24 protein-coding genes are annotated in these 23,979 nt (G+C 63.5%); 18 read left to right on the top strand and 6 right to left on the bottom strand.

Features of this window, described 5'->3' with window-relative positions:
• Positions 1–92 precede the first annotated feature (92 nt).
• The 4 genes from VOM14_RS30030 to VOM14_RS30015 form a co-directional block, all read right to left on the bottom strand.
• Positions 93–1,709, bottom strand: a complete 1,617-nt coding sequence (locus tag VOM14_RS30030) for an ABC transporter substrate-binding protein (protein ID WP_327632361.1) — start codon at positions 1,707–1,709, stop codon at positions 93–95.
• A 97-nt stretch (positions 1,710–1,806) separates the two neighbouring features.
• Entirely contained in the window at positions 1,807–3,081 is a 1,275-nt protein-coding gene (locus VOM14_RS30025; RefSeq protein ID WP_327632360.1) for an NAD(P)/FAD-dependent oxidoreductase, read from the bottom strand.
• Between the two features lie 27 nt (positions 3,082–3,108).
• Positions 3,109–3,777 (bottom strand): haloacid dehalogenase type II, encoded by a 669-nt coding sequence (locus tag VOM14_RS30020; RefSeq protein ID WP_327632359.1) that lies wholly within the window; start codon positions 3,775–3,777, stop codon positions 3,109–3,111.
• A 230-nt stretch (positions 3,778–4,007) separates the two neighbouring features.
• On the bottom strand, positions 4,008–5,534 hold the full coding sequence (locus tag VOM14_RS30015) for an aldehyde dehydrogenase family protein (protein WP_327632358.1): 1,527 nt from the start codon (positions 5,532–5,534) through the stop codon (positions 4,008–4,010).
• 336 nt (positions 5,535–5,870) lie between these two features.
• On the opposite strand from VOM14_RS30015, the gene VOM14_RS30010 reads away from it, so the two are divergent.
• From VOM14_RS30010 to VOM14_RS29995, 4 genes are all read left to right on the top strand, one after another.
• A complete protein-coding gene (locus VOM14_RS30010; protein ID WP_327632357.1) occupies positions 5,871–6,737 on the top strand; it encodes a GNAT family N-acetyltransferase in 867 nt (288 codons plus the stop codon).
• A 6-nt stretch (positions 6,738–6,743) separates the two neighbouring features.
• Positions 6,744–7,670 (top strand): 2-hydroxyacid dehydrogenase, encoded by a 927-nt coding sequence (locus tag VOM14_RS30005; protein ID WP_327632356.1) that lies wholly within the window; start codon positions 6,744–6,746, stop codon positions 7,668–7,670.
• Between the two features lie 193 nt (positions 7,671–7,863).
• Entirely contained in the window at positions 7,864–9,282 is a 1,419-nt protein-coding gene (locus tag VOM14_RS30000) for an aspartate aminotransferase family protein (RefSeq protein WP_327632355.1), read from the top strand.
• A gap of 52 nt (positions 9,283–9,334) precedes the next feature.
• The gene (locus VOM14_RS29995) at positions 9,335–9,832 is read left to right on the top strand and encodes an Lrp/AsnC family transcriptional regulator (RefSeq protein WP_327632354.1); all 498 of its coding nucleotides are present in this window, start codon (positions 9,335–9,337) and stop codon (positions 9,830–9,832) included.
• Here the strand turns inward: VOM14_RS29995 and VOM14_RS29990 are convergent.
• Positions 9,829–10,752, bottom strand: coding sequence for a LysR substrate-binding domain-containing protein (locus VOM14_RS29990; protein ID WP_327632353.1), 924 nt, complete (start codon positions 10,750–10,752; stop codon positions 9,829–9,831). The two genes, VOM14_RS29995 and VOM14_RS29990, sit on opposite strands and share 4 nt — an antisense overlap.
• A gap of 134 nt (positions 10,753–10,886) precedes the next feature.
• On the opposite strand from VOM14_RS29990, the gene VOM14_RS29985 reads away from it, so the two are divergent.
• The 6 genes from VOM14_RS29985 to VOM14_RS29960 all read left to right on the top strand — a co-directional run bounded on the left by VOM14_RS29985 (position 10,887) and on the right by VOM14_RS29960 (position 17,220).
• Entirely contained in the window at positions 10,887–11,969 is a 1,083-nt protein-coding gene (locus VOM14_RS29985; protein ID WP_327632352.1) for a tartrate dehydrogenase, read from the top strand.
• A gap of 4 nt (positions 11,970–11,973) precedes the next feature.
• Entirely contained in the window at positions 11,974–12,963 is a 990-nt protein-coding gene (locus tag VOM14_RS29980; RefSeq protein ID WP_327632351.1) for a succinylglutamate desuccinylase/aspartoacylase domain-containing protein, read from the top strand.
• A gap of 33 nt (positions 12,964–12,996) precedes the next feature.
• Positions 12,997–13,341, top strand: a complete 345-nt coding sequence (locus tag VOM14_RS29975) for a cupin domain-containing protein (protein ID WP_327632350.1) — start codon at positions 12,997–12,999, stop codon at positions 13,339–13,341.
• A 393-nt stretch (positions 13,342–13,734) separates the two neighbouring features.
• A complete protein-coding gene (locus VOM14_RS29970; RefSeq protein WP_327632349.1) occupies positions 13,735–15,093 on the top strand; it encodes an MFS transporter in 1,359 nt (452 codons plus the stop codon).
• Between the two features lie 166 nt (positions 15,094–15,259).
• Positions 15,260–15,586: a hypothetical protein gene (locus VOM14_RS29965; protein WP_327632348.1), complete on the top strand. Its 327-nt coding sequence runs from the start codon at positions 15,260–15,262 to the stop codon at positions 15,584–15,586.
• A 158-nt stretch (positions 15,587–15,744) separates the two neighbouring features.
• Positions 15,745–17,220, top strand: coding sequence for an NAD-dependent succinate-semialdehyde dehydrogenase (locus VOM14_RS29960; RefSeq protein ID WP_327632347.1), 1,476 nt, complete (start codon positions 15,745–15,747; stop codon positions 17,218–17,220).
• A 15-nt stretch (positions 17,221–17,235) separates the two neighbouring features.
• Here VOM14_RS29960 and VOM14_RS29955 read toward each other — a convergent pair whose 3' ends face one another.
• Positions 17,236–17,955: a haloacid dehalogenase type II gene (locus tag VOM14_RS29955; protein ID WP_327632346.1), complete on the bottom strand. Its 720-nt coding sequence runs from the start codon at positions 17,953–17,955 to the stop codon at positions 17,236–17,238.
• Positions 17,956–18,034: 79 nt separating this feature from the next.
• Here VOM14_RS29955 and VOM14_RS29950 point away from each other — a divergent pair, with 79 nt between their 5' ends.
• The 8 genes from VOM14_RS29950 to VOM14_RS29915 all read left to right on the top strand — a co-directional run bounded on the left by VOM14_RS29950 (position 18,035) and on the right by VOM14_RS29915 (position 23,947).
• Positions 18,035–18,934 carry a LysR family transcriptional regulator gene (locus tag VOM14_RS29950; RefSeq protein WP_327632345.1) on the top strand — a complete coding sequence of 300 codons (900 nt, stop codon included), beginning with the start codon at positions 18,035–18,037 and terminating at the stop codon, positions 18,932–18,934.
• A gap of 125 nt (positions 18,935–19,059) precedes the next feature.
• The gene (locus VOM14_RS29945) at positions 19,060–20,382 is read left to right on the top strand and encodes an MFS transporter (protein WP_327632344.1); all 1,323 of its coding nucleotides are present in this window, start codon (positions 19,060–19,062) and stop codon (positions 20,380–20,382) included.
• Between the two features lie 75 nt (positions 20,383–20,457).
• A complete protein-coding gene (locus VOM14_RS29940; protein ID WP_327632343.1) occupies positions 20,458–21,498 on the top strand; it encodes an amidohydrolase family protein in 1,041 nt (346 codons plus the stop codon).
• Entirely contained in the window at positions 21,495–22,169 is a 675-nt protein-coding gene (locus VOM14_RS29935; RefSeq protein ID WP_327632342.1) for an RraA family protein, read from the top strand. Before VOM14_RS29940 ends, VOM14_RS29935 begins: the two co-directional genes overlap by 4 nt.
• 6 nt (positions 22,170–22,175) lie before the next feature.
• Complete coding sequence (locus VOM14_RS29930; RefSeq protein WP_327632341.1) at positions 22,176–22,574, top strand: hypothetical protein; 399 nt, start codon at positions 22,176–22,178, stop codon at positions 22,572–22,574.
• Between the two features lie 606 nt (positions 22,575–23,180).
• Positions 23,181–23,405, top strand: a complete 225-nt coding sequence (locus tag VOM14_RS29925) for a hypothetical protein (protein ID WP_327632340.1) — start codon at positions 23,181–23,183, stop codon at positions 23,403–23,405.
• An 82-nt stretch (positions 23,406–23,487) separates the two neighbouring features.
• Positions 23,488–23,661 carry a Flp family type IVb pilin gene (locus VOM14_RS29920; protein WP_327632339.1) on the top strand — a complete coding sequence of 58 codons (174 nt, stop codon included), beginning with the start codon at positions 23,488–23,490 and terminating at the stop codon, positions 23,659–23,661.
• A gap of 112 nt (positions 23,662–23,773) precedes the next feature.
• Positions 23,774–23,947 carry a Flp family type IVb pilin gene (locus VOM14_RS29915; protein ID WP_327632338.1) on the top strand — a complete coding sequence of 58 codons (174 nt, stop codon included), beginning with the start codon at positions 23,774–23,776 and terminating at the stop codon, positions 23,945–23,947.
• Positions 23,948–23,979 lie beyond the last annotated feature (32 nt).

The following is a 23,979-nucleotide window of genomic DNA, read 5'->3' as shown; positions in this document are numbered from 1 at the left end:
AAAGTCGCCTCCTTGTGTGAAGCTTGCACGCCGCGCGAACGCGGTGTGCGTGTACATATAGTGCGCGTATTGCAGGGCTGACGGTGCCTTGTTTACGCCTCTAGCCAGACGTTTTCCGCGAAATCGAAACCCATCAGACCGGCCAGCGGAATCGAGCCGAGTCCCTTGAGCTTGTTCGTGAAGGCGTCGAGCGAACTCTGGAACAGCGGAATGCCGATGCCGCCGTTGTCATGGATCAGCACCTGAATATCGCCGTAAATCTGCTTGCGTTTGGCGTCGTCCGGTTCGCCGCGCGCCGCGACCAGCAACTGGTCGAACTTCGGGTTCTTCCAGTTCGCTTCGTTCCACGGCGCGTCCGACTTGAAGAACTGCGTGAGCAGCACGTCGGCGCTCGGACGCGCGTTCACCGCGCCATAGCCGAGCGGATGCTTCATCCAGTGGTTCGACCAGTAGCCGTCCGCCGGCACGCGTGTCACCTGCAGATTCAAGCCTGCCTGCGGCGCGACCTGCTGAAGCAGCATGGCCATCTCCACCGAACCCTCGGCGGCCGGCGACGCGTAAATCTGCATCGGCGCGCTGCCCACCTTGGCCTTCTGGAAGTGGTACTTCGCCTTGTCGAGATCGAACTTGCGCTGCGGCAAACCGGCCAGGTAATACTTGTTGGTCGGATCGATCGGCTGATCGTTGCCGATTGCGCCGTAGCCCTGGAAGATCGCGCGGTGAATCTGCTCGCGGTCCTGCAAGTACATCATGCCTCGCCGAAAATCGTCGGAGCCGGAAATGCCGCCTTCGTCGCGAACCACCAGGTCCGTGTACTGGCCGGTTTTCGTCTCCAGCACCGAGAAGCCGCCCGCGCTCTTGATGCGCGCCGTCGAGCGCGGCGTCACCGCGTTGATCAGCTGCACGTCGCCTGACAGCAGCGCATTCACGCGCGCGGATTCGTCGCCGATGCCGATCAGCTCGATCTCGTCGAGATACGGCATGCCCGGCTTCCAGTACTTTTCGTTCTTCACGCCGATCGTGCGAACGCCGGGCGAGAATTCCTTCACCTTGTACGGGCCGGTGCCGACGGCCGTTTTGAAATCCTTCGTGCCGTCTTTAATGATGAGAAAGTGCGACGTGGCGAGAATCACGGGCAGGTCGGCATTCGCGCCTTCGAGCGTGATCGTCACTTCGTCCGGGCCGGTGGCCTTCGCTTCCTTGATCTGATCGGCGAGCGTCTTCGCCTTCGATGCCGTGGCCGGGTCCTTGTGACGCATGATCGAATAGACCACGTCGGCGGGCGTGAGCGATTTGCCGTCGTGGAACTGCACGCCGCTGCGCAGCTTGACGACCCACACGGTCGCGTCCTTCGTGTCGAGCGAGGTGGCGAGCGCCATCTTCGCGCCGAGATGCGAGTCGAGTTCGGTCAGCCCGTTGTAGAACATGTTGCAACGAACGTAGTCCGTGGCGAACGCGCCCTTCGCGGGGTCGACCGTGTCGGCGGCGGAAGCGGACTGCGTCGCCACGCGAATCTTGCCGCCCGGCTTCGGCTTGCCTTGGGCGAGGGCCGCGCCGCTTGCGGCGAGCAGCCCGGCGCCCGTCATCGACATCATGCCGGCGGCGGCCATCGCGCGCAGCACGTCGCGTCGCGAGGCGCCTTTCGCCGTCAATTGCTCCAGCTCGTGACCGGGGTCGAACGCGCCGTGTTGTGGGTTTTCCTTATTCATCGAATGTCTCCGCGAGAGTGGCAGTGGTGTGTATGCGTGGGCTTGACTGGCAACTTCGACAGCAGGACTTCAACGGTGAGACTTCAACACCGGGACTTCAATAGAAGAGGTCTTTGATACGGTAATACGTCCCCACGAGCGGAAGGAACCAGGGCTTGCCGGTGTGTCCTGGAATCGCGGCCCATTCGGCGCCGCTCCATGGGTTGCGCTCGTCGCGCCCGTCCATCACGTCGGCCATCACCTGACCCATGTGGGTGGACATCTGCGTGCCGTGGCCGCTGTAGCCCATCGAAAAATAGATGCCGTCGTGCTGCCCCGCGTGCGGCAGGCGGTCGGCGCTCATGTCGACGAGACCGCCCCAGCAATAGTCGATGCGCGCGCCCGCGAGCATCGGAAACATCGCGGCAAGACCCTGTTGCAGGATGCGCCCGCTCTTCGCATCGGACGGACGCTCGGAAGCCGTGAAGCGCGCGCGGCCGCCGAACAGCAAACGCGAGTCGGGCGTGACGCGAAAGTAGTTGTGCATGAGGCGCGTGGTCGTGTACGCGCGCCGGTTCGGCAACACCTGCGCCACGACATCCGGCGACAGCGGCTCCGTCACGACGATGAACGAGCCGACCGGCGCGAGCCGTCGCCGGTACCAGCCGAACGGCCCATGCCGCGACGGCCCGGTTGCGATCAGCACCTGCTTCGCGCGCACTTCGCCGCGCGCCGTGACGACGCGATGCGCACCGCCGTCTTTCACGATCGACGCCACCGCCGCGTTTTCATAAAGCCTCGCGCCGCGCCGAACCGCCGCTTCGGCGAGCCCGAGCGCGAACCGGCCCATATGCATCTGGCCGCCGTGACGCTGCAACAGCCCGCCATGAAAACTGTCCGACTGCACTTCGCCGCGAATACCTTCACCGTCGATGAGTTCGATGTCGGTATCCACCGTGCGGCGAATCAGATCCGCCGTTTTCTCCAGATGCGCGAGATGATGCGGCTTCGACGCCAGCTTCAGCTTGCCGGTCGCCGTGTAATTGCAGTCGATCCGCTCTTCGCGGATCAGACGCTCGACCGTATCGACCGCGTCCGAATACGCGCGATAACACGCGCTCGCGCGCTCGATGCCAAGCTGCGCGGCGAGCGCCGCGAAGTCTTGCGCGACGCCCGTATTCACCTGGCCGCCGTTGCGGCCCGACGCGCCGCCGCCCACGCGGCCGGCATCCACCACCGTCACCGACGCGCCGCGCTTGCACAGCGCCTGAGCCGCCGACAAGCCGGTGAAACCCGCGCCGATCACCACCACATCGGCGTGGCCGTCGACCGGACCTTCGCACGCCGGGACGCACGGCGGCGCGGTGTCGAGCCAGTAGGAATCGAGCTTCATCCGGTGTGTCCTCGGCGTGGCCGGCGCTTACAGGCCGAGTTCGGCGGCCAGTTGCGGAATGCCGTTGACCTCGACGTACTCGTAATACGGCGTGGACGGTTCATGGCCGCGATTGATGAACGCCTTGTGCTTGACGCCCATGTCGTGCACGGTCATCAGGTCGTAGCGCAGGCTCGACGACACGTGCAGAACGTCTTCCGGATTGCAGTTGAGCTTGTCGAACATGTACTCGAAGCCTTGCATGCGCGGCTTGTACGATTGCGCCTGCTGTGCCGTGAACACCGCATGGAACGGCGCGCCGAGCTTGTCGACGTTGCTTTGAATCTGATCGTCCGATGCGTTCGACAGAATCACCAGCTTGTACTTCTTCGCGAGGCGGGAAAGACCTTCCGGCACGTCCGGATGCGGACCCCACGTCGGCACGGCTTCGTAGATCGCATTGGCGCCGGCTTCGTTGAACTCGACGTTCATGCGCTTGCACGCGCGGCGCAGCGCATTCACCACGACTTCGCGATACGGCTTCCATGCGCCCAGCACTTCGTCGCGGCGATAGCCCGCGTAGAACGCGACCAGCTTTTCGAGGTCGTCGCCCTTCAGCAGGTGGCCGTAAAGCTCGCGCGTCATCTCGGCCATGCGGAATCGGGTGAGCGTACCGTAGCAGTCGAAAGTGATGTATTTCGGTTCGAAGTCGATCATGGTGCAGTCCTATCGTGGTGGCGAACTCGCATCGAGCTCATTGGCGAAAACAGCAAAACCTGATTCCTGTGAAAGATTTAATCAGCGCAAAAACATAGATGTTCCTGATTCGCGCGCTGCTCGTGACACAAACCATGCGTTTTTGGGCCGCCGCGCAGCACACTGTGCCGTGACCGGCCGTGAGCGCGGGCGGCCAGACCGGCGCCTCAGAGACCCAGGGACTCAGGAACTCAGGGCCGCATGTCGATCAGCACGCTCTTGAAGCGCAGATTGGCTTCGTACGCCTGGCGCCCAAGGTCTTTGCCGATGCCCGAGCGCTTGTAGCCGCCCGTCGGAATCATGAAGTCGGACGTGCGGCCATAGCGGTTGACCCACACGGTTCCGGCTTCGAGACCGCGCACGAAGCGCAGCGCGCGGCCGAGGTCGGCGGTATGCACGCCGGCGGCGAGCCCATATTCCGGATGCTGCGCGAGCGCGAGCGCTTCCTCTTCGGTGTCGAAGGTTTGCAGCGTCAGCACCGGGCCGAACACTTCTTCGCGCACGGCTTCGGACCTGGCGGTGACGTCGGTGAGCAAGGTCGGCGTATAGAACGCCCCCGAGAACGCCCCCGAGAACGCGCCCGAAGCCTGGCCCGCGTCGGCGCGCACGCCGCCGTAGCGCAGGGTCGCGCCCGCGTCGAGCGTGCGCCCCACAATGCCGTCGATGCGCGCCGCCTGCGGCTCGGAAATGATCGGCGAGAGCGTCGTGTCGGCCGCCCAGGTCGCGCCCGGTTTCAGTTCCGCGAAGATCCTGCCGATGCGCTCGGCGAGCGGCTCCGCCAGGCTTCGCTCGACGAGCAGGCGCGAGCCCGCCACGCACACTTGTCCCGCGTTGCCGGTGATCGCCCCGGCGATACGGCGCGCTACGTCGTCGAGGCGCGGCGCGTCGGCGAATACGATCTGCGGGCTCTTGCCGCCCAGTTCGAGCGTGACCGGCTTGGTGCCGGCGCTCGCGCACGCCGCCATGATCGCGGCGCCGGTGCGCGTCGATCCGGTGAACGTGACCTTGCTGATCTTCGGATGACGCACCAGCGCGTCGCCGGTAGTGTGGCCGTCGCCCTGAATCACATTGAAGATGCCCGCGGGCACGCCCGCCTGCACGGCGAGTTCGGCGAGGCGCAGCACGGAGAACGGCGTCATCTCCGAAGGCTTCAACACCACCGCGTTGCCGGCGGCGAGCGCCGGCGCGATCTTCCACGAGGCCATGACGAGCGGGAAATTCCACGGCGCGATGGCGCCGATCACGCCATACGGCTCGGCGATCGTCATGCCGAGATGATCGTGGTCGGTAGCCGCGACGTCGCCGCCCAGCTTGTCGGCGAATTCGGCATAGAAGCGGATGCCTTCGGCGGTGAAGGGCACGTCCCACGACACGGCTTGCGCCACCGGGCGCGTCGAGCCGAGCGCTTCGAGACGGCCGAGCGCGGGCGCGTCGGCGTCCACCAGATCGGCGAAACGGCGCATGATTTTCGCGCGCTCGCGCGGCGCCATGCGCGCCCAGCCGCTCGTGCGAAAGGCGTGCCAGGCGTTTTCGACCGCGCGATCCACCATGTCCGCGTCGGCGACCGGCACGCTCGCGTAGAGCACGCCGTCCGACGGGCGCGCCACCTCGATGCGGCGCGCGCCGGGCCGGCCGTCCTGCTCGCGGCCTTCCACGTACTCGCCGCCGATGAAGTGGCCGCTGCGAATCGCGACATCGTCCGGATTGAAGCTGTGCATGAGAAAGTGTCCTGAGTAAGTGACCGGCCGACCGGCTGGCCGGCTAGCCGGCTGATGGAAACCGCCCGCGCCGCTGCAATGCCGCGCCACGACGCAGCGCAGCGCAGCGCCGCCATGACAAAATCGTAGAGCCGCGCGCCTGGCATATGTCGCCGACAAAAATCGCCACGCAGCAGAACCCGCTTGTAATGCGGGCCCAGACCGGGCGTTTTGCATCGAATTTCGATGCGGCCCTCTGAAGCGCGCCGGATAAAAAGATCGTCCTAGTCACACCGCGCCCCGGATGACACAGTGACGCGTAAGCCTCCAGTCATCTAGTCATTCAGGGAGTACGGCGTGCCCGATCCGATTACCTACCGACGCTTTACCCTCGACGACGTCGCCGCCGCCCATGCGTTGACGGTCGAACTCAAATGGCCGCATCGCGCGGACGACTGGAAATTCGTCGCGCAGCTAGGCATGGGTTTCGTCGCCGAAGACGCGAGCGGCGTGATCGGCACCGCGCTGTGCTGGAAGTTCGGCGCGGATCGCGCGTCGCTCGGCATGGTGATCGTGTCGCCCGCGCAGCAAGGACGCGGTATCGGCAAAAAGCTGATGGAACTGCTGCTCGAAGAACTCGGCGGCCGCATCACGTTCCTGCACGCGACCGCCGCCGGTCAGCCGCTTTACGAAAAGCTCGGCTTTCGCGCGACCGGCACGCTCGACCAGCATCAGGGCGCGGCGTTCCAGCCGCCGCTCGTGTCGTTGCCGCCCGGCGAGCGTTTGCGGCCGCTGGGTTCGAGCGACACGGCGCGGCTCGTCGAGCTGGCTTCGCACGCAAGCGGCCTCGACCGTGGCGAAGTGCTGCCCGCGCTGCTCGAAAACGCCGACGGCATCGCGCTCGACCGCGACGGCGAACTGGTCGGCTTCGCGCTCTTTCGCCGCTTCGGACGGGGCTTTGCGATTGGTCCGGTGGTCGCGCCCGCGTCCGGGGATTCGAGCCGCGCGAAGGCGCTCATCAGCCACTGGCTCGCGCTCAACGAAGGCGTGTTCGTGCGCGTCGATACGCCGGGCGACAGCGGCCTGACCGACTGGCTCGAACAATTGGGCCTGCCGCGCGTGGACACCGTCGTCAGGATGGTGCGCAACGCCGCGCCGGAAAGCCTGAACGCGCAGGCCACGCCGTACGCGCAATACGGCATCATCAATCAGGCGATTTTTTGACCGCTCATGGCTCTCCTCTATAAAGCCGACCCGGCGCGCGGCGCGCAATGGGCGCAACGCTTCGCCGAGAAGGCGCCCGACGTGCCGTTTCATGTCTGGCCTTATCACGGCGATCCGGCCGCGATCCGCTATCTGGTCGCGTGGCAGCCGCCCGAGAACCCGGCGCGCACGTTTCCAAATCTCGAAGTGGTGTTTTCCGTGGGCGCGGGCGTCGATCAATTCGATCTGTCGGGCGTGCCCGCGCATGTGCCGATCGTGCGGATGATCGAACCGGGCCTCGTCGAGGGCATGGTCGAATACGTGACGCAAGCCGCGCTGACGATTCACCGCGATCTCTTTGACTACGCGCTTGCGCAACAGCAGCAGGTGTGGCGCGAGTTGCCGCTCAAGCTCGCCGCGCAACGGCGCATCGGCGTGCTCGGTCTCGGCGTGCTGGGCACCGCCGTGCTGCAGCGGCTACGCCTGTTCGGCTTTGCCTGCGCGGGCTGGAGCCGTTCGCCGCGCGAGATCGAGGGCGTCGAATGTTTTGCGGGCGAAGATTCGCTCGACGCGTTTCTGGGCCGCACCGACATGCTGGTTTGCCTGTTGCCGCTGACGCCCGCCACGCGCGGCCTGCTCGACGCCAGCCTGTTCGCGAAGCTGCCGCGCGGCGCGTCGCTGATCCAGACGGGGCGCGGCGCGCATCTGAATCAGCCCGATCTGCTCGCGGCGCTCGAAAGCGGCCAGCTCCAGAGCGCCATTCTGGACGTGACCGATCCCGAGCCGCTGCCGGCCGGACATCCGTTGTGGACGCATCCGCGCGTGCGCATCACCCCGCATATCGCCAGCGCGACGCGGCCCGATACCGCAGTCGATGTCGTGCTCGACAACCTGCGCCGCCATCGCGCAGGTCTGCCGATGCTCGGTCAGATCGACCGCTCACGCGGCTATTGAGCGCCCGCATCCCACTTAATAGACGTAACCGGCTCGCGCCGCCGCTTTTCAACGTCCGCAGCAGAAAATGCTAAGGGCGTGCACCAAAACGCGTCGCGCGCGCTTTTCCGGCAATTGTTTAGGTAAGCAGGCGATCGCCGCAGATCAGTAGTATGGAACGGTCAACAGCCCCTTTCCGCGACGAGAACCCATCATGCCGATCCAATCGCTCATCGAAGCCGACCGCCAGCATCTGATTCATCCTGTCATCAACTACCGGGCGCACGAGGCGCGCGGCGTCACCGTGCTCGAATCCGCGAGCGGCGCGTTTTTGCGCGACGCGGCGGGCAACGAGTTGCTCGACGCGTTTTCCGGCCTGTGGTGCGTGAACGTGGGCTACGGCCAGGACAGCATTGTCGAAGCCGCCACCGCCCAGATGAAGAAGCTGCCCTACGCGACGGGCTATTTCCACTTCGGCTCGGAACCCGCCATCGAACTCGCGCAAAAACTCGCGCAGGTCGCGCCCGCTTCGCTGCAACACGTGTACTTCACGCTCGGCGGCTCGGACGCGATCGACTCGGCCATCCGCTTCATCACGCATTACTTCAACTCGACGGGCCGGCCGGCGAAGAAGCACATCATCGCGCTGCAACGCGGCTATCACGGTTCGTCGACTATGGGCGCGGGGCTCACCGCGTTGCCCGCGTTCCATCGCAACTTCGATCTGCCGCTGCCGAACCAGCATCACCTGCCGTCGCCGTATGCGTATCGCAGCCATTACGCCGACGACGCCGCGCTGATCGCGGCCTCGGTCGCGTCGCTCGAAGCGCAGGTCGCGGAACTCGGCGCGGACAACGTCGCCGCGTTCTTCTGCGAGCCGATCCAGGGCTCGGGCGGCGTGATTGTGCCGCCGGTCGGCTGGCTGAAGGCGATGCGCGAAGCGTGCCGCAAGCTCGGCATTCTGTTCGTCGCCGACGAAGTGATTACCGGTTTTGGCCGCACGGGTCCGCTCTTCGCGTGCCAGGGCGAAAACGTCGAACCGGATCTGATGACGGTCGCCAAGGGCTTGACCGCGGGTTATGCGCCGATGGGCGCGGTGTTGATGTCCGATGAAATTTACCGCGGCATTGCCGACGGCGATACCGAAGCCGTGGTCGGCCACGGTCACACGTATTCGGCGCATCCGGTGAGCGCGGCGATCGGTCTCGAAGTGCTGCGGCTGTATCACGAAGGCGGCCTGCTCGCGAACGGCGTGGCGCGCGCGCCGCGTTTCGCCGGCGGCCTCGACGCGCTGCTCGCGCATCCGCTCGTGGGCGACTCGCGCCATCGCGGCCTGCTCGGCGCGCTTGAACTCGTCGCGGACAAAGACACCAAGGCGCAGTTCGACCCGGCGCTGAAACTGTCGGATCGCATCGCCGCCGCGGCATACGAAAACCGCCTGGTTTTCCGGGCCTTCGGCGATAACATTCTCGGCTTTGCGCCGGCGCTTTCGTACACCGAATCCAACTTCGATCTGATGTTCGAACGGCTCGAAAAAACCCTCGACGATGTTCTCGCGCAAGCCGACGTGCGAGCCGCGCTGAAGGGTCACGCGGTGGAGAACCGGCTCAAAACTAGCGCCGCTGCATGCTAGAGTAGAGGGCGCCCTCAGCCCCTTACCTCAACCGCCGGAATCACACGTTACGATGAGCAGCGATTGCAAGCTAGACCGTATTGACCTGCGCATACTTTCGCAGTTGCAAAAGAAAGGCCGCATAACCAACGTCGAGCTTGCCGATGCGGTCGGCCTTTCGCCCAGCCCTTGCCTGATTCGCGTCAAGCGCCTGGAGAAAGCCGGCTACATCGTCGGCTATGGCGCCCAGATCCAGCTCGAAAAGCTCGGCGACGTGCAGATCGTTTTCACCGAAGTCACGCTCGCCGATCATCGGCGGGAAGACTTCATCAAGTTCGTGAATGCCATTCGCGACGTCGATGAAATCGTGGAGTGCCATCTCGCGAGCGGCGGCTACGATTACCTGCTGAAGTTCGTCACGCGTAGCGTGAGCCATTACCAGAGCATTATCGAAGGCTTACTGGAACGCGACATCGGCATTGAAAAGTATTTCAGCTACGTGATCATCAAGTCGCCGTTCGTGAAGAGCCACTATCCGCTCGAAACCCTGTTCTCGCAGAATCACAATTAGGCGCTCTGTTCCGGCGGGCTCCATTGCGCGAATTCCTCGCTGAGGAAGTCCACGCACACGCGCACTTTCGCCGACTGCGCGAGCCGCGCCGGATACACCGCCCACAAGTTCGCCGGTTGCGTCACGTCGGGCAAGATCTGCTGCAACTGGCCGCTTTCCAGAAGCGGCCGCACGTCCCACATCGAACGCAGCACGATGCCGCGCCCGGCCAATGCCCATTGCACCGCCACTTCGCCGTGATTGGTCGACAACGGTCCCGTGACCTTGATCGACGCCGCTTCGCCGCGCACGGTCAGCCGCCACAAACCGAACGGATGATCGCGCTCCTTGATCGCGAGACACGCATGCGACGACAGGTCCGCAAGCTGACGCGGCGCGCCATGCCGCGCGAGATAGTCGGGCGACGCGCACAACACGCGATGATTCGGCGCGAGCCGCCGCGCGATCAGATGCGGCGCGATTTCGTCGCCGATGCGAATGTCGAGATCGAAGCCTTCGCCGGCCACATCGACCAGCCGGTCGAACAGATCGAGCCGCACGCTCAATTGCGGATAACGCTCGGAGAAGCGCGCGAGCGCGGGCGCGACAAAGCGCCGGCCAAAACCGAAGCTGCTCGAAATGCGCAGCTTGCCGCCCGGAATGCGCCGCGTGGTGGAGACGTCTTCCACGAGTTGGTCGACGTCGTCGAGAATTTTTTCGGCCCACGTATAGACGCGTTCGCCGGCCTCCGTGATCGCCACGCGGCGCGTGGACCGGTGCAACAAACGCGTACCGAGCGTAGTCTCCAGCACATTGATCCGCTTGCTCACATAAGCCGCGGACACCGAAAGCGCCTCCGCCGCCGCGCTGAAACTGGACTTGCGCGCGACTTCGCAAAACACGCGCAAATCGCCGAGATCGGGTGACGGGACGGCGTTCATAGGTGGCTCGAAGGCGGTGAGTTTGTACACGAATCGTGCACAGTGGCTTAACTAAAGCGATTATTTTAGAGCCAAACAGCAGGAATAAAATAACTGTCATCGAATCGGGACTAGCCCTAATGGAGGAGCACAACATGTCGAAGAAATATCGGATCGCAGTCATTCCCGGCGACGGCATCGGCGTCGAAGTCATGCCCGAAGCGTTGCGCGTGCTCGACACGGTCAAGACGCGTTTCGGCATCGAGCTGGAGTATCAGCACATCGAATGGGCGAGCTGCGAGTACTACGCGAAGCACGGCAAGATGATGCCGGACGACTGGAAAGCACAACTGCAATCGGCCGACGCGATTCTGTTCGGCGCGGTCGGCTGGCCCGACACGGTGCCCGACCACATCTCGCTGTGGGGCTCGCTGCTCAAGTTCCGCCGCGAATTCGACCAGTACATCAACCTGCGTCCGGCGCGGCTTTTTGCCGGCGTGCCCTCGCCGCTCGCGGGCCGCAAGGCGGGCGACATCGACTTCTGGATCGTGCGCGAAAACACCGAGGGCGAATATTCGTCGGTGGGCGGCGTGATGTTCGAAGGCACGGAGCGCGAGTTCGTGTTGCAGGAATCGGTGTTCACGCGGCACGGCAGCGAGCGCGTGCTGAAGTTCGCATTCGATCTCGCGCAGCGCCGCGCGCGCAAGAAGATCACCGTGGCGACGAAGAGCAACGGCATCGCGATCAGCATGCCGTGGTGGGACAAATGCGCGGCGGGCATCGCCGGACAGTACCCGGACGTCACGTGGGACAAGCAGCACATCGACATTCTCTGCGCGCGCTTCGTGCTGAATCCGGATCGCTTCGACGTGGTCGTGGCCACCAATCTGTTCGGCGACATCCTGTCCGATCTCGGCCCGGCGTGCACCGGCACGATCGGTCTCGCGCCGTCGGGCAACCTGAATCCCGACCGCAAGTTTCCGTCGCTGTTCGAGCCGGTGCATGGCTCGGCGCCGGACATCGCGGGCAAGAACATCGCCAATCCGATCGCGATGATCTGGTCGGCGGCCATGATGCTCGACTTCCTCGGCAATCACGAGGGCAAGGAGCGCGAGGCGCACGACGCGATTCTCGCCGCCATCGAAGCGACGCTGGTGGAAGGCCCGCATACCGGCGACCTGGGCGGCAAGGCGAACACGACGGAAGTCGGCCAGGCCATCGCGGCGAAGCTCGGTTGACGTCATGAACACGGAAAGCTATCCCATCGAAGTCGAGTTCCCCGACATCTCGGTTCACGAACAGTCGGACTCGGGCATTGCCTACGTGCATACGTTCGACTCCGGCGTGCCGGGCCCGCACGTCATGATCAACGCGCTCACGCACGGCAATGAAGTGTGCGGCGCGATCGTCGTGGACGAACTGCTGCGCCGCGCATTGCGGCCGCGGCGCGGGCGCCTCACGCTCGCGTTCGCGAACGTCGCGGCGTACCGGAGCTTCGATCCGTCGAAGCCGGACGCTGCGCGTTTCGTCGATCAGGACTTCAACCGCGTGTGGACTGCCGCCGTGCTCGACGACCTGGCGCGCGACTCGAGCGAACTGGCGCGCGCCCGCGCGATGCGGCCGGTGGTGGACAGCGTCGACGCACTGCTCGACCTGCACTCCATGCACGAGAAGTGCAAGCCGTTGATCGTCGCGGGGCCGCTGCAAAAAGGCATCGACCTCGCGGTGCGGCTCGGCACGCCCGCCACCGTGATCTGCGACGAAGGGCACCCGGAAGGCCGCCGCATGCGCGACTACGAAGGCTTCGGCGACGCCGCCGCCGCGCAGAACGCCTTGCTGATCGAATGCGGGCAGCACTGGGAAAAGCGCGCCGTCGCGGTGGCGCGCGACACGACCGCGCGTTTTCTGCTGCTCGCGGGCGTGGTCGAGGAAAGCGATCTGCCGTCCGGCTGGCTCGCGCCCTTGCCGCCGGCGCAGCACATCGTGCGAGTCACGGAACCGGTCGTCGCAACGAGTATGGATTTCCGTTTCGCCGGGCCTTACACGGGCCTCGAAATCTTCCCCGACGCGGGCGCCGTGATCGGCTGGTCCAACGGCGAGGCAGTCACCACGCCCTACGACAACTGCATGCTCGTGATGCCTTCGTTGCGGCAACTGCGGCCGGGCGTGACGGTCGTGCGCCTCGGCAAGATCGAGCAGACCATCGCCAGCACTTCAACCCGCCGCCTGTGAGCGGGCGCGCATATTTATAAAGGCGTCGACAACATGAAGGTTCAGCAGATCAAAGACAGCGTGAAGCTGCAACATCTCGAAGACTGGGGCACGGCCGGTTTGCCCGGCGCCATGCCGATCCGCGTCTCGGGCGTGCAACGCGTGATCAAGGGCACGGAGTCGATCGACACCGGCATCTTCGAATGCGGCGTCGGCACGTATCGCCGCTCGGTCAAGCAGGCGGAGGTGATGCACATCCTCGCGGGACACGGACGCTTTACGCCCGATAACGAGGAAACCGTCCACTTCAAGAGCGGCGACACGCTGTTTTTCGAAGCGAACACCGAAGGTCTCTGGGAAGTCGACGAGACCATGCGCAAGATCTATGTGATTCTCTGATTCGACAGGTTTCGTCTTTCCCGGCGCGCGAACGAGGCGCGCCGCGGCATCCGCTTTTCTCTTCACGTGCGGCCTTCACGTTTGGCCTTCACGTTTTGCTTTCCCCTTTCGCGCCCTGCCTCATTGGCATGCCCTTCGCCGCGCTGTCGGGTAATCCCGCGTTGACCCGCCCTTATCAATTTACTTACAGTGGCGCGTGTTCGCTCAAAGAATCCACGTTCTATATGCGAACAAATCGAAATGAATGGCGACGACCTGCCTGCCCGAATACTATGCATGAGCGAGGCCGACAGAGTCGCAGAGACAGACATCGCGCGCCGCCACTCACGGCGCCGGTCGTAAAGAAAGACGAGGCTCGCTCCGACGAGCCTTTTTGCAGTCAGGAGACCCACCATGAATCGCGGCAACGCTGTGAATATTCAGACTTTCCTCAACGAACATCCGTTTTCGCCGTTCCAGTGGCTGATCTTCTTCATGTGTTTCGTCATCGTCCTGCTGGACGGTTTCGACACTGCCGCGATCGGCTTCATTGCACCGTCGCTGCTCGCCGAATGGGGCATTCCGAAACCGGCGCTCGCGCCCGTGCTGAGCGCGGCGCTGTTCGGCCTCGCGTGTGGCGCGCTCGCTTCGGGGCCGCTCTCTGACCGGCTCGGACGCCGCTCGATGCTGTTGGGCTCGGTGCTGCTGTTCGGCGTCGCGTGCCTCGGCTCGGCGTTCTCTTCGAGCATCGAACATCTGACGGTGTTGCGCTTCATCACCGGCGTCGGTCTCGGCGCGGCCATGCCGAACGCCGTCACGATGATGGGCGAGTATTGCCCGGACAGCCGCCGCGCCACGGTGATCAACCTGATGTTCTGCGGCTTTCCGCTCGGCGCGGCGTTCGGCGGCTTCCTCGCGGCGTGGATGATTCCGCATTTCGGCTGGCGCAGCGTGCTGCTGCTCGGCGGTATCGCGCCGCTCCTGCTGTTTGTCCTGCTGGTCATCAAAATGCCGGAGTCGGTGCGCTACATGGTCGCAACCAACCGGCCGGCCGAGCGGATTCGCGCGTCGCTCTCGCGCGTTTCGAGCGACGCCCGCGAGGCGGCCGCATTCACGATGACCGAAACCGCGCCGCAAACCGGCGGCAAAGGCGCGGCGGTCGTGCTGTCGCGCGCGTACATCGTCGGCTCGGTGATGCTGTGGGTCACCTACTTCATGGGCCTCGTGATCTTCTACGCGTCGATCAACTGGATGCCGATCCTGCTGAAGGACGCCGGCCTCACGCCGCAACGCGCGACGCTGATTTCCGCGCTGTTCCCGCTCGGCGGCGTGGGCGCGGTGCTGTGCGGCGTGCTGATGGACCGCTTCAACGCGAACCGGATCATCGCGGCTTGCTATGCGCTGACCGCCGTGAGCGTGTATTTCATCGGCCAGGCGGTGGGCAATGTCGGCGCGCTGGTGTTCATCGTGTTCGTCGCGGGCGTGCTGATGAACACCGCGCAATCGTCGATGCCCGCGCTCGCCGCCGCGTTCTATCCGACGCAAGGCCGCGGCACGGGCGTCGCGTGGATGCTGGGCATCGGGCGCTTCGGCGGCATTGCGGGCTCGTTCCTCGTGGCCGAACTGACACGCCGCCACTTCACGTTCGGCGGCATCTTCGCGACGATCGCCGTCGCCGGTGTGATCGCGTGCATCGCGTTGCTGATCAAGCAGGCCGCGCGGCCGCATGTGGCGAATGCGTCGGTGTCGAAAGCGGAGTCGTTCGGACATTGAGCACGCAGCGCCGGATCGTTTCCGGTGTTTGAAGCCGCCTTTCGAGGCGGCTTTTTTTTCGGTGTGTGCTTGCCGTGCGTGCTTGCGCGCGCGACGAATCGACGCGGCGCGCGACGCTTCGCGGCCGCGATACACTGCGGCCTTTGCGCCCAAACAGGATTTCGTCATGAAACGCATCGTCGTATCGGCATGGCTTGCGGCATGTTTCGCGCAAGCGACCGTAGAGGCCGCAGCGCAAACCGTCAGCGATCAATGCTTTGCTGTGGGCGACATCGCCGCTCAGGTGGCGTCATGGCGCGCGCACAAAAAGACCCGGGAACAAGCGCTGAATCAAGCCGCAAAATACTATCGCGACGATGCCGATCGCCGCACATTTGCCGCGATCATCGAGACGATCTACGCGCCGAACGCGCCGCGCATGACGCCCGATCAGGCCAGCATGACCTTCACGTCCGATTGTGTGAAGGCGCGCAACGAGCAGCGGACTCGTTAATACTTGCGAGGCGCATCCAGCGCATTCAGCACAAAATGCTGTGGCGGCCTGAAAAAAAGAACAGGCGTACCGTGGGCCGCTTTTTGAGGCGAGTCATTTAATCCGCGACACGGGTAGCATCGGGTCACTAAATGGCTGCATCCACAAGGAGCAACGCAATGTCTCTCGCATTGACGCGCAATGAACTGATCCGCCCGCTCAATCTCATCGACGGACAATGGATCGCCGCCTCGAACGGCGCGCGCTTCGCCGTCACCAATCCCGCGACGGGAGAAACCATTGTCGAAGTCGCGAACAGCAGCGCAGCCGACGCGCGCGCCGCCACCGACGCCGCAGCCCGCGCGCTGCCGGCCTGGCGCGCCAGGCTGCCGCGCGAGCGTGCCGGGATTTTGCACCGCTGGCACGCGCTGATCGTCGCGAATACAGAAGACCTCGCGAAGCTGATGTCGACGGAACAAGGCAAGCCGCTCGCGGAAAGCCGCGGCGAAGTCGCGTATGGCGCGTCGTACGTCGCGTGGTTCGCGGACGAAGCGACGCGCATCTACGGCGACATCATTCCGCAGCAGCAGCCCGGCAAACGCATGAGCGCGGTGAAGGAGCCGATCGGCGTGGTGGCCGCGATCACACCGTGGAATTTCCCGCTCGCGATGATCGCGCGCAAAATCGCGCCCGCGCTCGCCGCCGGTTGCACCGTGGTCGCCAAGCCCGCCGAAGATACGCCGCTCACCGCGCTCGCACTCGCCGCTCTTGCGCAGGAAGCGGGCGTGCCCGACGGCGTGTTGAACATGCTGTCGGCGTCGCGCGAACAAGGCATTGAAGCGGTGGCCGACTGGCTCGCCGATGCCCGCGTGCGCAAGATCACGTTCACCGGTTCCACGCCGGTCGGCAAGCATCTCGCGCGTGAATCCGCGGGCACGTTGAAAAAGCTCTCGCTGGAATTGGGCGGCAACGCGCCGTTCATCGTGTTCGACGACGCCGATCTCGACGCGGCTGTCGCCGGCCTGATCGCCGCCAAGTTCCGCAACGGCGGCCAAACCTGCGTGTGCCCGAACCGCGTGTATGTGCAAGCCGGCGTCTATGCGCGCTTTTCCGATCTGCTCGCGAAACGCGTGGCCGAATTGAAGGTTGCGCCCGCAACCGACCCGAGCGCGCAAATCGGTCCGATGATCAACGAGCGCGCCATCGACAAAATCGCGCGGCACGTGGAAAACGCCGTAAAACAAGGGGCAAAAGTGCTAACGGGCGGCAAGCGTCTCACGGAACTCGGCCCGAACTACTACGCGCCGACCGTGCTGACCGACGCGCAGGACGGCATGCTCGTGTGTTGCGAAGAAACCTTCGGACCCGTCGCGCCGCTGTTCCGCTTTACCGACGAAGCCGAAGCGATCCGTCTTGCAAACGACACGCCGTTTGGCCTCGCCGCCTACTTCTTTACCCAGGACGTGCGGCGTATCGACCGCGTGGCGCGCCAGCTCGAAGCAGGCGTGATCGGCATCAACGAAGGCGCGATTTCGAGCGAAGCGGCGCCCTTTGGCGGCGTCAAGGAGTCGGGCTACGGCCGCGAAGGCTCGAAGTACGGACTGGACGATTACCTGTCGATCAAGTACCTGTGCCAGGGCGGCTTCGACGAATAAGCGCGCGCGGCCGTATCACGCTAAAGCGTTGCGATGGGCTTCCACCAGTTCGGCCATGCTGTTAAAGCGAAAGTCGATCCTGGGTTGGGAGCCCGGGTCCATCGTCGCCCCGAAACCCTGCTTCGCGTGCCGGCGATAAATCCAGCACGAAGCCAGTCCGAATTCATTCGCCGGCTTGTGATCGTGAAAGAGGCTTTCTGCCGTGTGCAGAATCCTGTCTTTGCGGATGCCGCGCTCGCCCAGCTTCTCCAGCATGTACTCGAAATTGCGCGGCGACGGCTTATATGAACCGATGTCTTCAGCCGTGAAGATGGCGTCGAATTCAACTTGCAGCTTCGCATTGCTATAGCTGAAGCTTTCGTTGTCCACGTTCGACAGGATCACCAGCTTGTAGTGCTGCTTCAAATAGTGCAAGGCCGCGGCAGAATCGTCGAACGCGGGCCAGTGCTGAACGGATTTGCCATATGCCACGCAGTCCGCGAGCGTGTACGGCACGCGCCACTCTTCCGCGAGACGCTTATAGACAATCGGCAACAACTCCTGATAACGCCGATACGGCGTGTACTTCTGTTGCGACGACTCGTGCCGCGCATGCGCTTCGAGCACCTGGTCGCGCGTGAGCGTTGGGCCAACGCGTTCGAGAAGCGGCCGCAAGCCTTCGAAGATGCCGGTCTCCCAGTCGATCAATGTGCCATAGCAATCGAATGTCAGCGTGTCGAAGTCGGTCAGTTGCATGGCACGATCTCCCCGGTTTTCGCGGATCAAAATCACAGTGTAGGTTATCCTGCGCGTATCGACGTCAACCAGAATCGCCATGAACCTTAGGGCTCTACAGTGCTTCGTGATTCTCGCCGAGGAGCTCAATTTCAGCCGCGCCGCCGAGCGGCTGCATATCGCGCAGCCCGCGCTCAGTCAGCAAATCCGTTCGCTTGAAGAGCGCCTCGGCACACAGCTTGTGAATCGTGCAAGACGTCCGCTGACCTTGACCGAGGCGGGGCACTATCTGTGTACCGAGGCGCGTCAGATACTCGGCGCGTTGGAGCAGGCAAGCCTCGCGGCGCAAGAAATCGGCGTGGGCCGGCGCGGCTGGCTCAGCATCGGCTTCACGCGCTCGGCGATGTACAGCGTTTTGCCGCCCGCGCTCAAAGCGTTTCATCACGCGTATCCGCAAGTCGAACTGAAGCTTTTCGAAATGCTCACCGAAGAACAGGCGGACGCGCTGCGCGACATGCGTATTCACGTTGGCATTGGCCGGCAGCCGTTGGCCATTGACGGGTGCACGTCGTATCCGCTTCTGCGGGAAAAGGTCATGGTGGCGATCGACCCGGGGCACCCGCTCGCCGCGCAGCAAAAAGTGAAGATGGCCGATCTCGCCGATACTCCGCTGATTCTCTATCCGAAGCATCAGAACGGGCAGTTCAAGCGCTCGGTTCTATCGTTGTACCGCGATGCCGGTCTCACGCCGCTCGTCGCGCATCAGGCGTATGAAATTCAAACCGCGATTGCGCTCGTTGCAGCGGGACTCGGCGTGACTTTCGTCGGCGAATCCGTGGCGCGACTCGGGCGCAGCGACGTGGTTTATCGTCATCTCGTGGGGCAAGGTTCGAAATATCGCTCGACACTCGCCGCCACCTTTCGCACCGACGACGCGTCGCCTCACCTGCGTGCGTTTCTCGCCTGCCTGCCGCCGCCCCTCGCGCCCGCCATACTATAAGCAAAAACCTATACAAGCATAAGCAACCGGTCTTGGACTCCATGCGCGCGCGTTCTTATCATTGGCGGCATACATGACAAGAACGCGAGGACGGCTATCGCCGTTGCCGCAAGGTAGGAGACAGGATGAATCCGATCGACGAAGCCGCAACCATGCGAAAGGTATATGGGCGCCTGATGCCTCTGCTTTTCGCCATGATGTTCTTTAATTACCTCGACCGCATCAACATTGGTTTCGCCGCGCTGGACATGAACAAGCAGTTGGGCTTCAGCCCCGCTGTGTTCGGATTCGCGGGCAGCATTTTCTTTTTCGGCTACATGCTGCTCGAAGTACCGAGCAACCTGCTGTTGCATCGCGTGGGCGCGCGCCGCTGGATCGCGCGCATTCTGTTGACGTGGGGCGCGGTCGCTGCGGTCACTGCGTTCGTGTTCAACGACACGAGCTTCTACGTGCTGCGCTTTCTGCTCGGCGTGATGGAAGCGGGCTTTCTGCCCGGCGTCGCCGTCTATCTGACCAAGTGGTTTCCGGTGCGTTACCGGGCGCGTGCGGTGGGCGGCTACATCATCGCGGGCTCGTTTTCCGCGGTACTCGGCGGCCCCATTTCCACCGCGCTGATGACCTACGCGAACGGCATTCTCGGCCTTCACGGCTGGCAGTGGATGTTCATTCTCGAAGGTGTTCCCGCGATGCTGCTCGGTCTGCTCACGCTGCGCATCATGACCGAACGCCCCGCCGACGCAAACTGGCTTTCCGCCGACGAAAAGCGCTGGCTCGAATCCACGCTCGCCGGCGAACGCGAGGCGTTGGGCGGCAACACTCATTTCCCGCTGTTGCGCGTGGCAAGCGACATTCGCGTGTGGAGTCTCGCCTGCCTGTTCGGCTGCGCGCTCGTCGGCATTTATGGCCTGTTCCTGTGGCTGCCGCAAATCGTAAAAAGCCTTGGACATCTAACGAATATCGAAGTGGGCTTTCTTTCCGCGGCGCCTCCGCTGCTCGGCGTGCTCGGCACCTTCCTGATCAGCCGCAGTTCCGATCGCACCGGCGATCGCAAGAAACACCTCGCGTTCGTGTACGGCATGAGCGCGCTCGCCATTGCCGGCAGCGCCTATGCACCGAATCCGATCGTCGCGTATCTGCTGCTGTGCGTGACCGGCCTGTTCATCTATGCAGGCAACCCGCTGTTCTGGAGTCTCGCGTCGTCGTTCAGAACCGGTGCGGCGGGCGCTGCGACCATCGCACTCATCAACACCATCGCGCAGTTCGGCGGACTGGTTGGTCCGTGGAGCATCGGTCTCGTGCGCAACGCGACGGGCAACTTCAAACTCGCGCTGCTGACGATCGCGGCCTTTCTCGTGGTCTCGACCATCATCGCACTCGTGATGCGTGTCACGGCATCGGACGAAGAAGCGGCCTCGCTCGCGCCCGGCGACGCGGCGCCGCGCGTGTGATTCACAAAAACGTACCGCGCGACAGCACAGCAGCAGCATCAACGCATGACGATAACCAACAGGTAATTGCACACCATGATCATCGATTGTCACGGGCATTACACGACCTCGCCGCCGCAGCACGAAGCGTGGCGCGCGCAGCAGATCGCCGCGCTGAAGGACGGTCATACGCCGCCGCCACGTCCCGCTATCGGCGACGATGAAATCCGCGAGAGCATCGAAGCCGGCCAGTTGCGCATTCAGCGCGAACGCGGAACCGACCTCACGATCTTCTCGCCGCGCGCCGCGAGCATGGGCCACCATCTCGCGACCGCCGAAGCGAACGCGTCGTGGTCGCGCGAATGCAACGACCTCGTGCATCGCGTGTGCTCGCTCTTTCCGCGCAACTTTGTCGGCGTATGCCAGTTACCGCAAGCGCCGGGCGTGGCGCCCGCGAATTGCATCGACGAATTGCGGCGCTGCGTGGAAGAACTCGGCTTTATCGGCTGCAATCTGAATCCCGATCCTTCGGGTGGTCACTGGGCCGGTTTGCCGCTCACCGACCGTTCGTGGTATCCGCTGTATGAAGCCATGGTCGAACTCGACGTGCCCGCGATGATTCACGTGTCGTCGTCGTGCAATCCGAATTTTCACGCCACAGGCGCGCATTACATCAACGGCGACACGTCGGCGTTCATGCAGTTGCTCACGGGCGATCTGTTCGCGGATTTCCCCACGCTGCGTTTCATCATTCCGCACGGCGGCGGCGCGGTCCCGTATCACTGGGGACGCTATCGCGGCCTCGCGCAGGACATGAAGCGTCCGCTGCTGCGCGACTATCTGCTGAAAAACGTGTTCTTCGACACATGCGTGTATCACCAGCCCGGCGCGGAACTGCTCGCCAAAGTCATTCCGGTCGAGAACATTCTGTTCGCGTCGGAGACGATCGGCGCGGTGCAGGGCATCGATCCGGAGACGGGTCATCATTACGACGATACACGCCGCTATATCGATGCGATCGAATGGCTCAGCGACGCGGACCGTCAACGCATCTATGAAGACAATGCCCGCGCTGTGTACCCGCGGCTCTCGCGTCAACTCGAACGACAAGCCGCCGCGCAAGGAGCCACCGTATGAATCCGATCGGATGGCGCGAATACGAGTCCGCGCCCCAGGCTCGCCCCGCCACGCTCGACGCCTTGCGCGAACTCGCGGTCTCGCTGCTCAGCGACAACATGGCGCGCGCGAGCGGCATGCTCGGCTTGCGGCCTTACCATCGACCGAAGCCGCTCGCCGGCACGGCTGTCACCGTGCATACGCGGCCCGGCGACAATCTTGCGATTCATCGCGCGTTCGATTTTTGCAGGCCCGGCGATGTGCTCGTGATCGACGGCGCGGGGGATCTCACGCAAGCGCTGATGGGCGAAATCATGGCGAGTTTCGCGGAAAGTCTCGGCGTTCAGGGACTTGTCATCGACGGCGCCATACGCGATGTCGGGGCGCTGCGTCAACGCGACTTTCCGGTCTATGCGCGCGGCGTCACGCATCGCGGCCCCTACAAGAACGGCCCCGGCGAGATCAACGTGCCCGTCACCGTGGGTGGCACGGTGGTGCATCCAGGCGATATCATTGTCGGCGATGAAGACGGTCTGCTCGCAATCGCGCCCGCCGATGTCGAAGCCGTGATAGAAAGCGCGCGCCGGCAGCATGCGAAGGAGGCGGCGATCCTGAAGTCGATTGCTGAAGGCAGCTTCGACCGTTCGTGGGTCGCCCCTCAACGAGACAGGATGATGAACACCCGACAGTGAGCCTTCATGGCGCAATATCTGAACGCTGCAACGCTTCTCGAACTCGCGCGCGCCGCCGAGGCGCGCGCAACCGCGCCGTGTGCATGCACGAAAACGCCGCTCGACGGCTGGCAATCACAGCCTCTTTCTCTAGACGAAACGCAATTCGACGAAATCGGCACGCTGCTGCCGGAAGACGATCCCGAGCCGACCTTCAGCGAATATCTGCCGGGCAAAACCAGCTATTGGTCCGCCGACGCGCCCATCGCCCCGCGCTACTTTCCGTACAACCGCTGCGCCGTGTGGCAATGCTCGCTCTGCGGGCGGCTTTATTTGCGCTACACCGAAGGCGGCGGCTATTTCGTGGATCGCAGGATTCGTGCTGTGAAAGCCGGATTGATCGAAGACGTGCCGTTGCCGGCCTAACGCGTACTCGATTCGCGAGTCCTGCATCGAAGGCGGTTTCGTTCGGCGCCAAGCCCCTCGACATTGAGCCGCCGCCTCCGAATCCATCGAGAAATGTGCGTTGGCGAACACCGGTTTTTTCGTCTTGCGTGCTCCAGTGCACGCGCAAAACCGCCACACGTTGGTGTGAAATGCGCGCTTAAACTACCCACGTTTCAAACTTGCAACGGTTCCATACGACATGGGCCTCGCAAACAGCCCCGATCTAGCGGGCACATTCACTTTTGATGTACCCCGTCAAATCCCTAACTCTGGCTTGCGCACCAGAACCATGGCGGCGGACAGCCGTTTCGCCCACCGGCAACAATGACTTCGCGATGATGCAGAAGTGAAGCAACTCGGTCAGATTTTCTCGCGTCGCAGTTCGGAAGAATGTAGCTGAACGGCTGCAAGCCCCATGCGTTCGTGGGGCGACTCAAGCTGGCCCACTCCTTGCCTTTATGTTTTCACACAGCCGGCGACATGACCCATGACCAGGTCGATGCCGACGGGGGCTTCTCTGATGCTCGTCCAGAAGCGTCGAGAAGAACGAACCGGCTGACAGAAGAAGACAAGGAGTACAAGAAAATGACCCTAGCCATTCCGAATGCAACGGTGTTGCCGTGCGCGATGCGCATCGCAAGCCGCGTCACGGCACCGCGCCTCGCGGCCGGTTTCAATACGTCGCTCCTGTGCCCGGCTTCTTGCCGCCCGCACACGCAGCGCGATCTCCAGCACATGAATCGTGGCGAGCCGCTCGCGGCTCCAGTTCGTCCGCTGTCTCGCACAGCGTGCGGACGCGTTTTCCTGTAGCACCCGTAGCAATGCAGCACGTTGTACCCAAACCGTAGCTATCCGATAACACCTAAGTTAGTCATCCTAAGGGAGATAAATCATGAAATCGTTCATCAACAGCGCCAAGGCATTCGTTCGCGACGAAGAAGGCGTGACCGCCATCGAGTATGGCCTGATCGCCACGCTGATCGCTCTGGCCATCATCGTGGGCGTGACGGCCGTCGGCACCAACCTCGGAGCCAAGTTCACCCTGATCTCGACCAAGCTCGCGTAATCCTTTGACGGTGCCGGCGGACGAATCGCACAAGCGCCCTCTCCGCCGCCACCGCTTTTACAACGTGTTGCCCGGCCCGCACGGCCGTCTTCAAGTTCATAAGGGAGTCGACATGCAATCGTTCATCAAGTCCATCAACACGTTCATCCGCGACGAAGAAGGCGTCACCGCCATCGAGTACGGCCTCATTGCAACGCTCATCGCGCTCGCCATCGTGGTCGGTGTGACCGCCGTCGGGACCAACCTCGAAGCAAAGTTCATCGCGATCTCCGGCTACCTGGCCTAGTTTCGCGCAAGGTGCCGATGGACGAGCCACGC

Origin of the sequence: Paraburkholderia sp. MPAMCS5 (assembly GCF_036016995.1) — a bacterium.
Lineage (GTDB): Bacteria > Pseudomonadota > Gammaproteobacteria > Burkholderiales > Burkholderiaceae > Paraburkholderia.
This window is presented reverse-complemented; position numbering and strand designations above follow the sequence as displayed.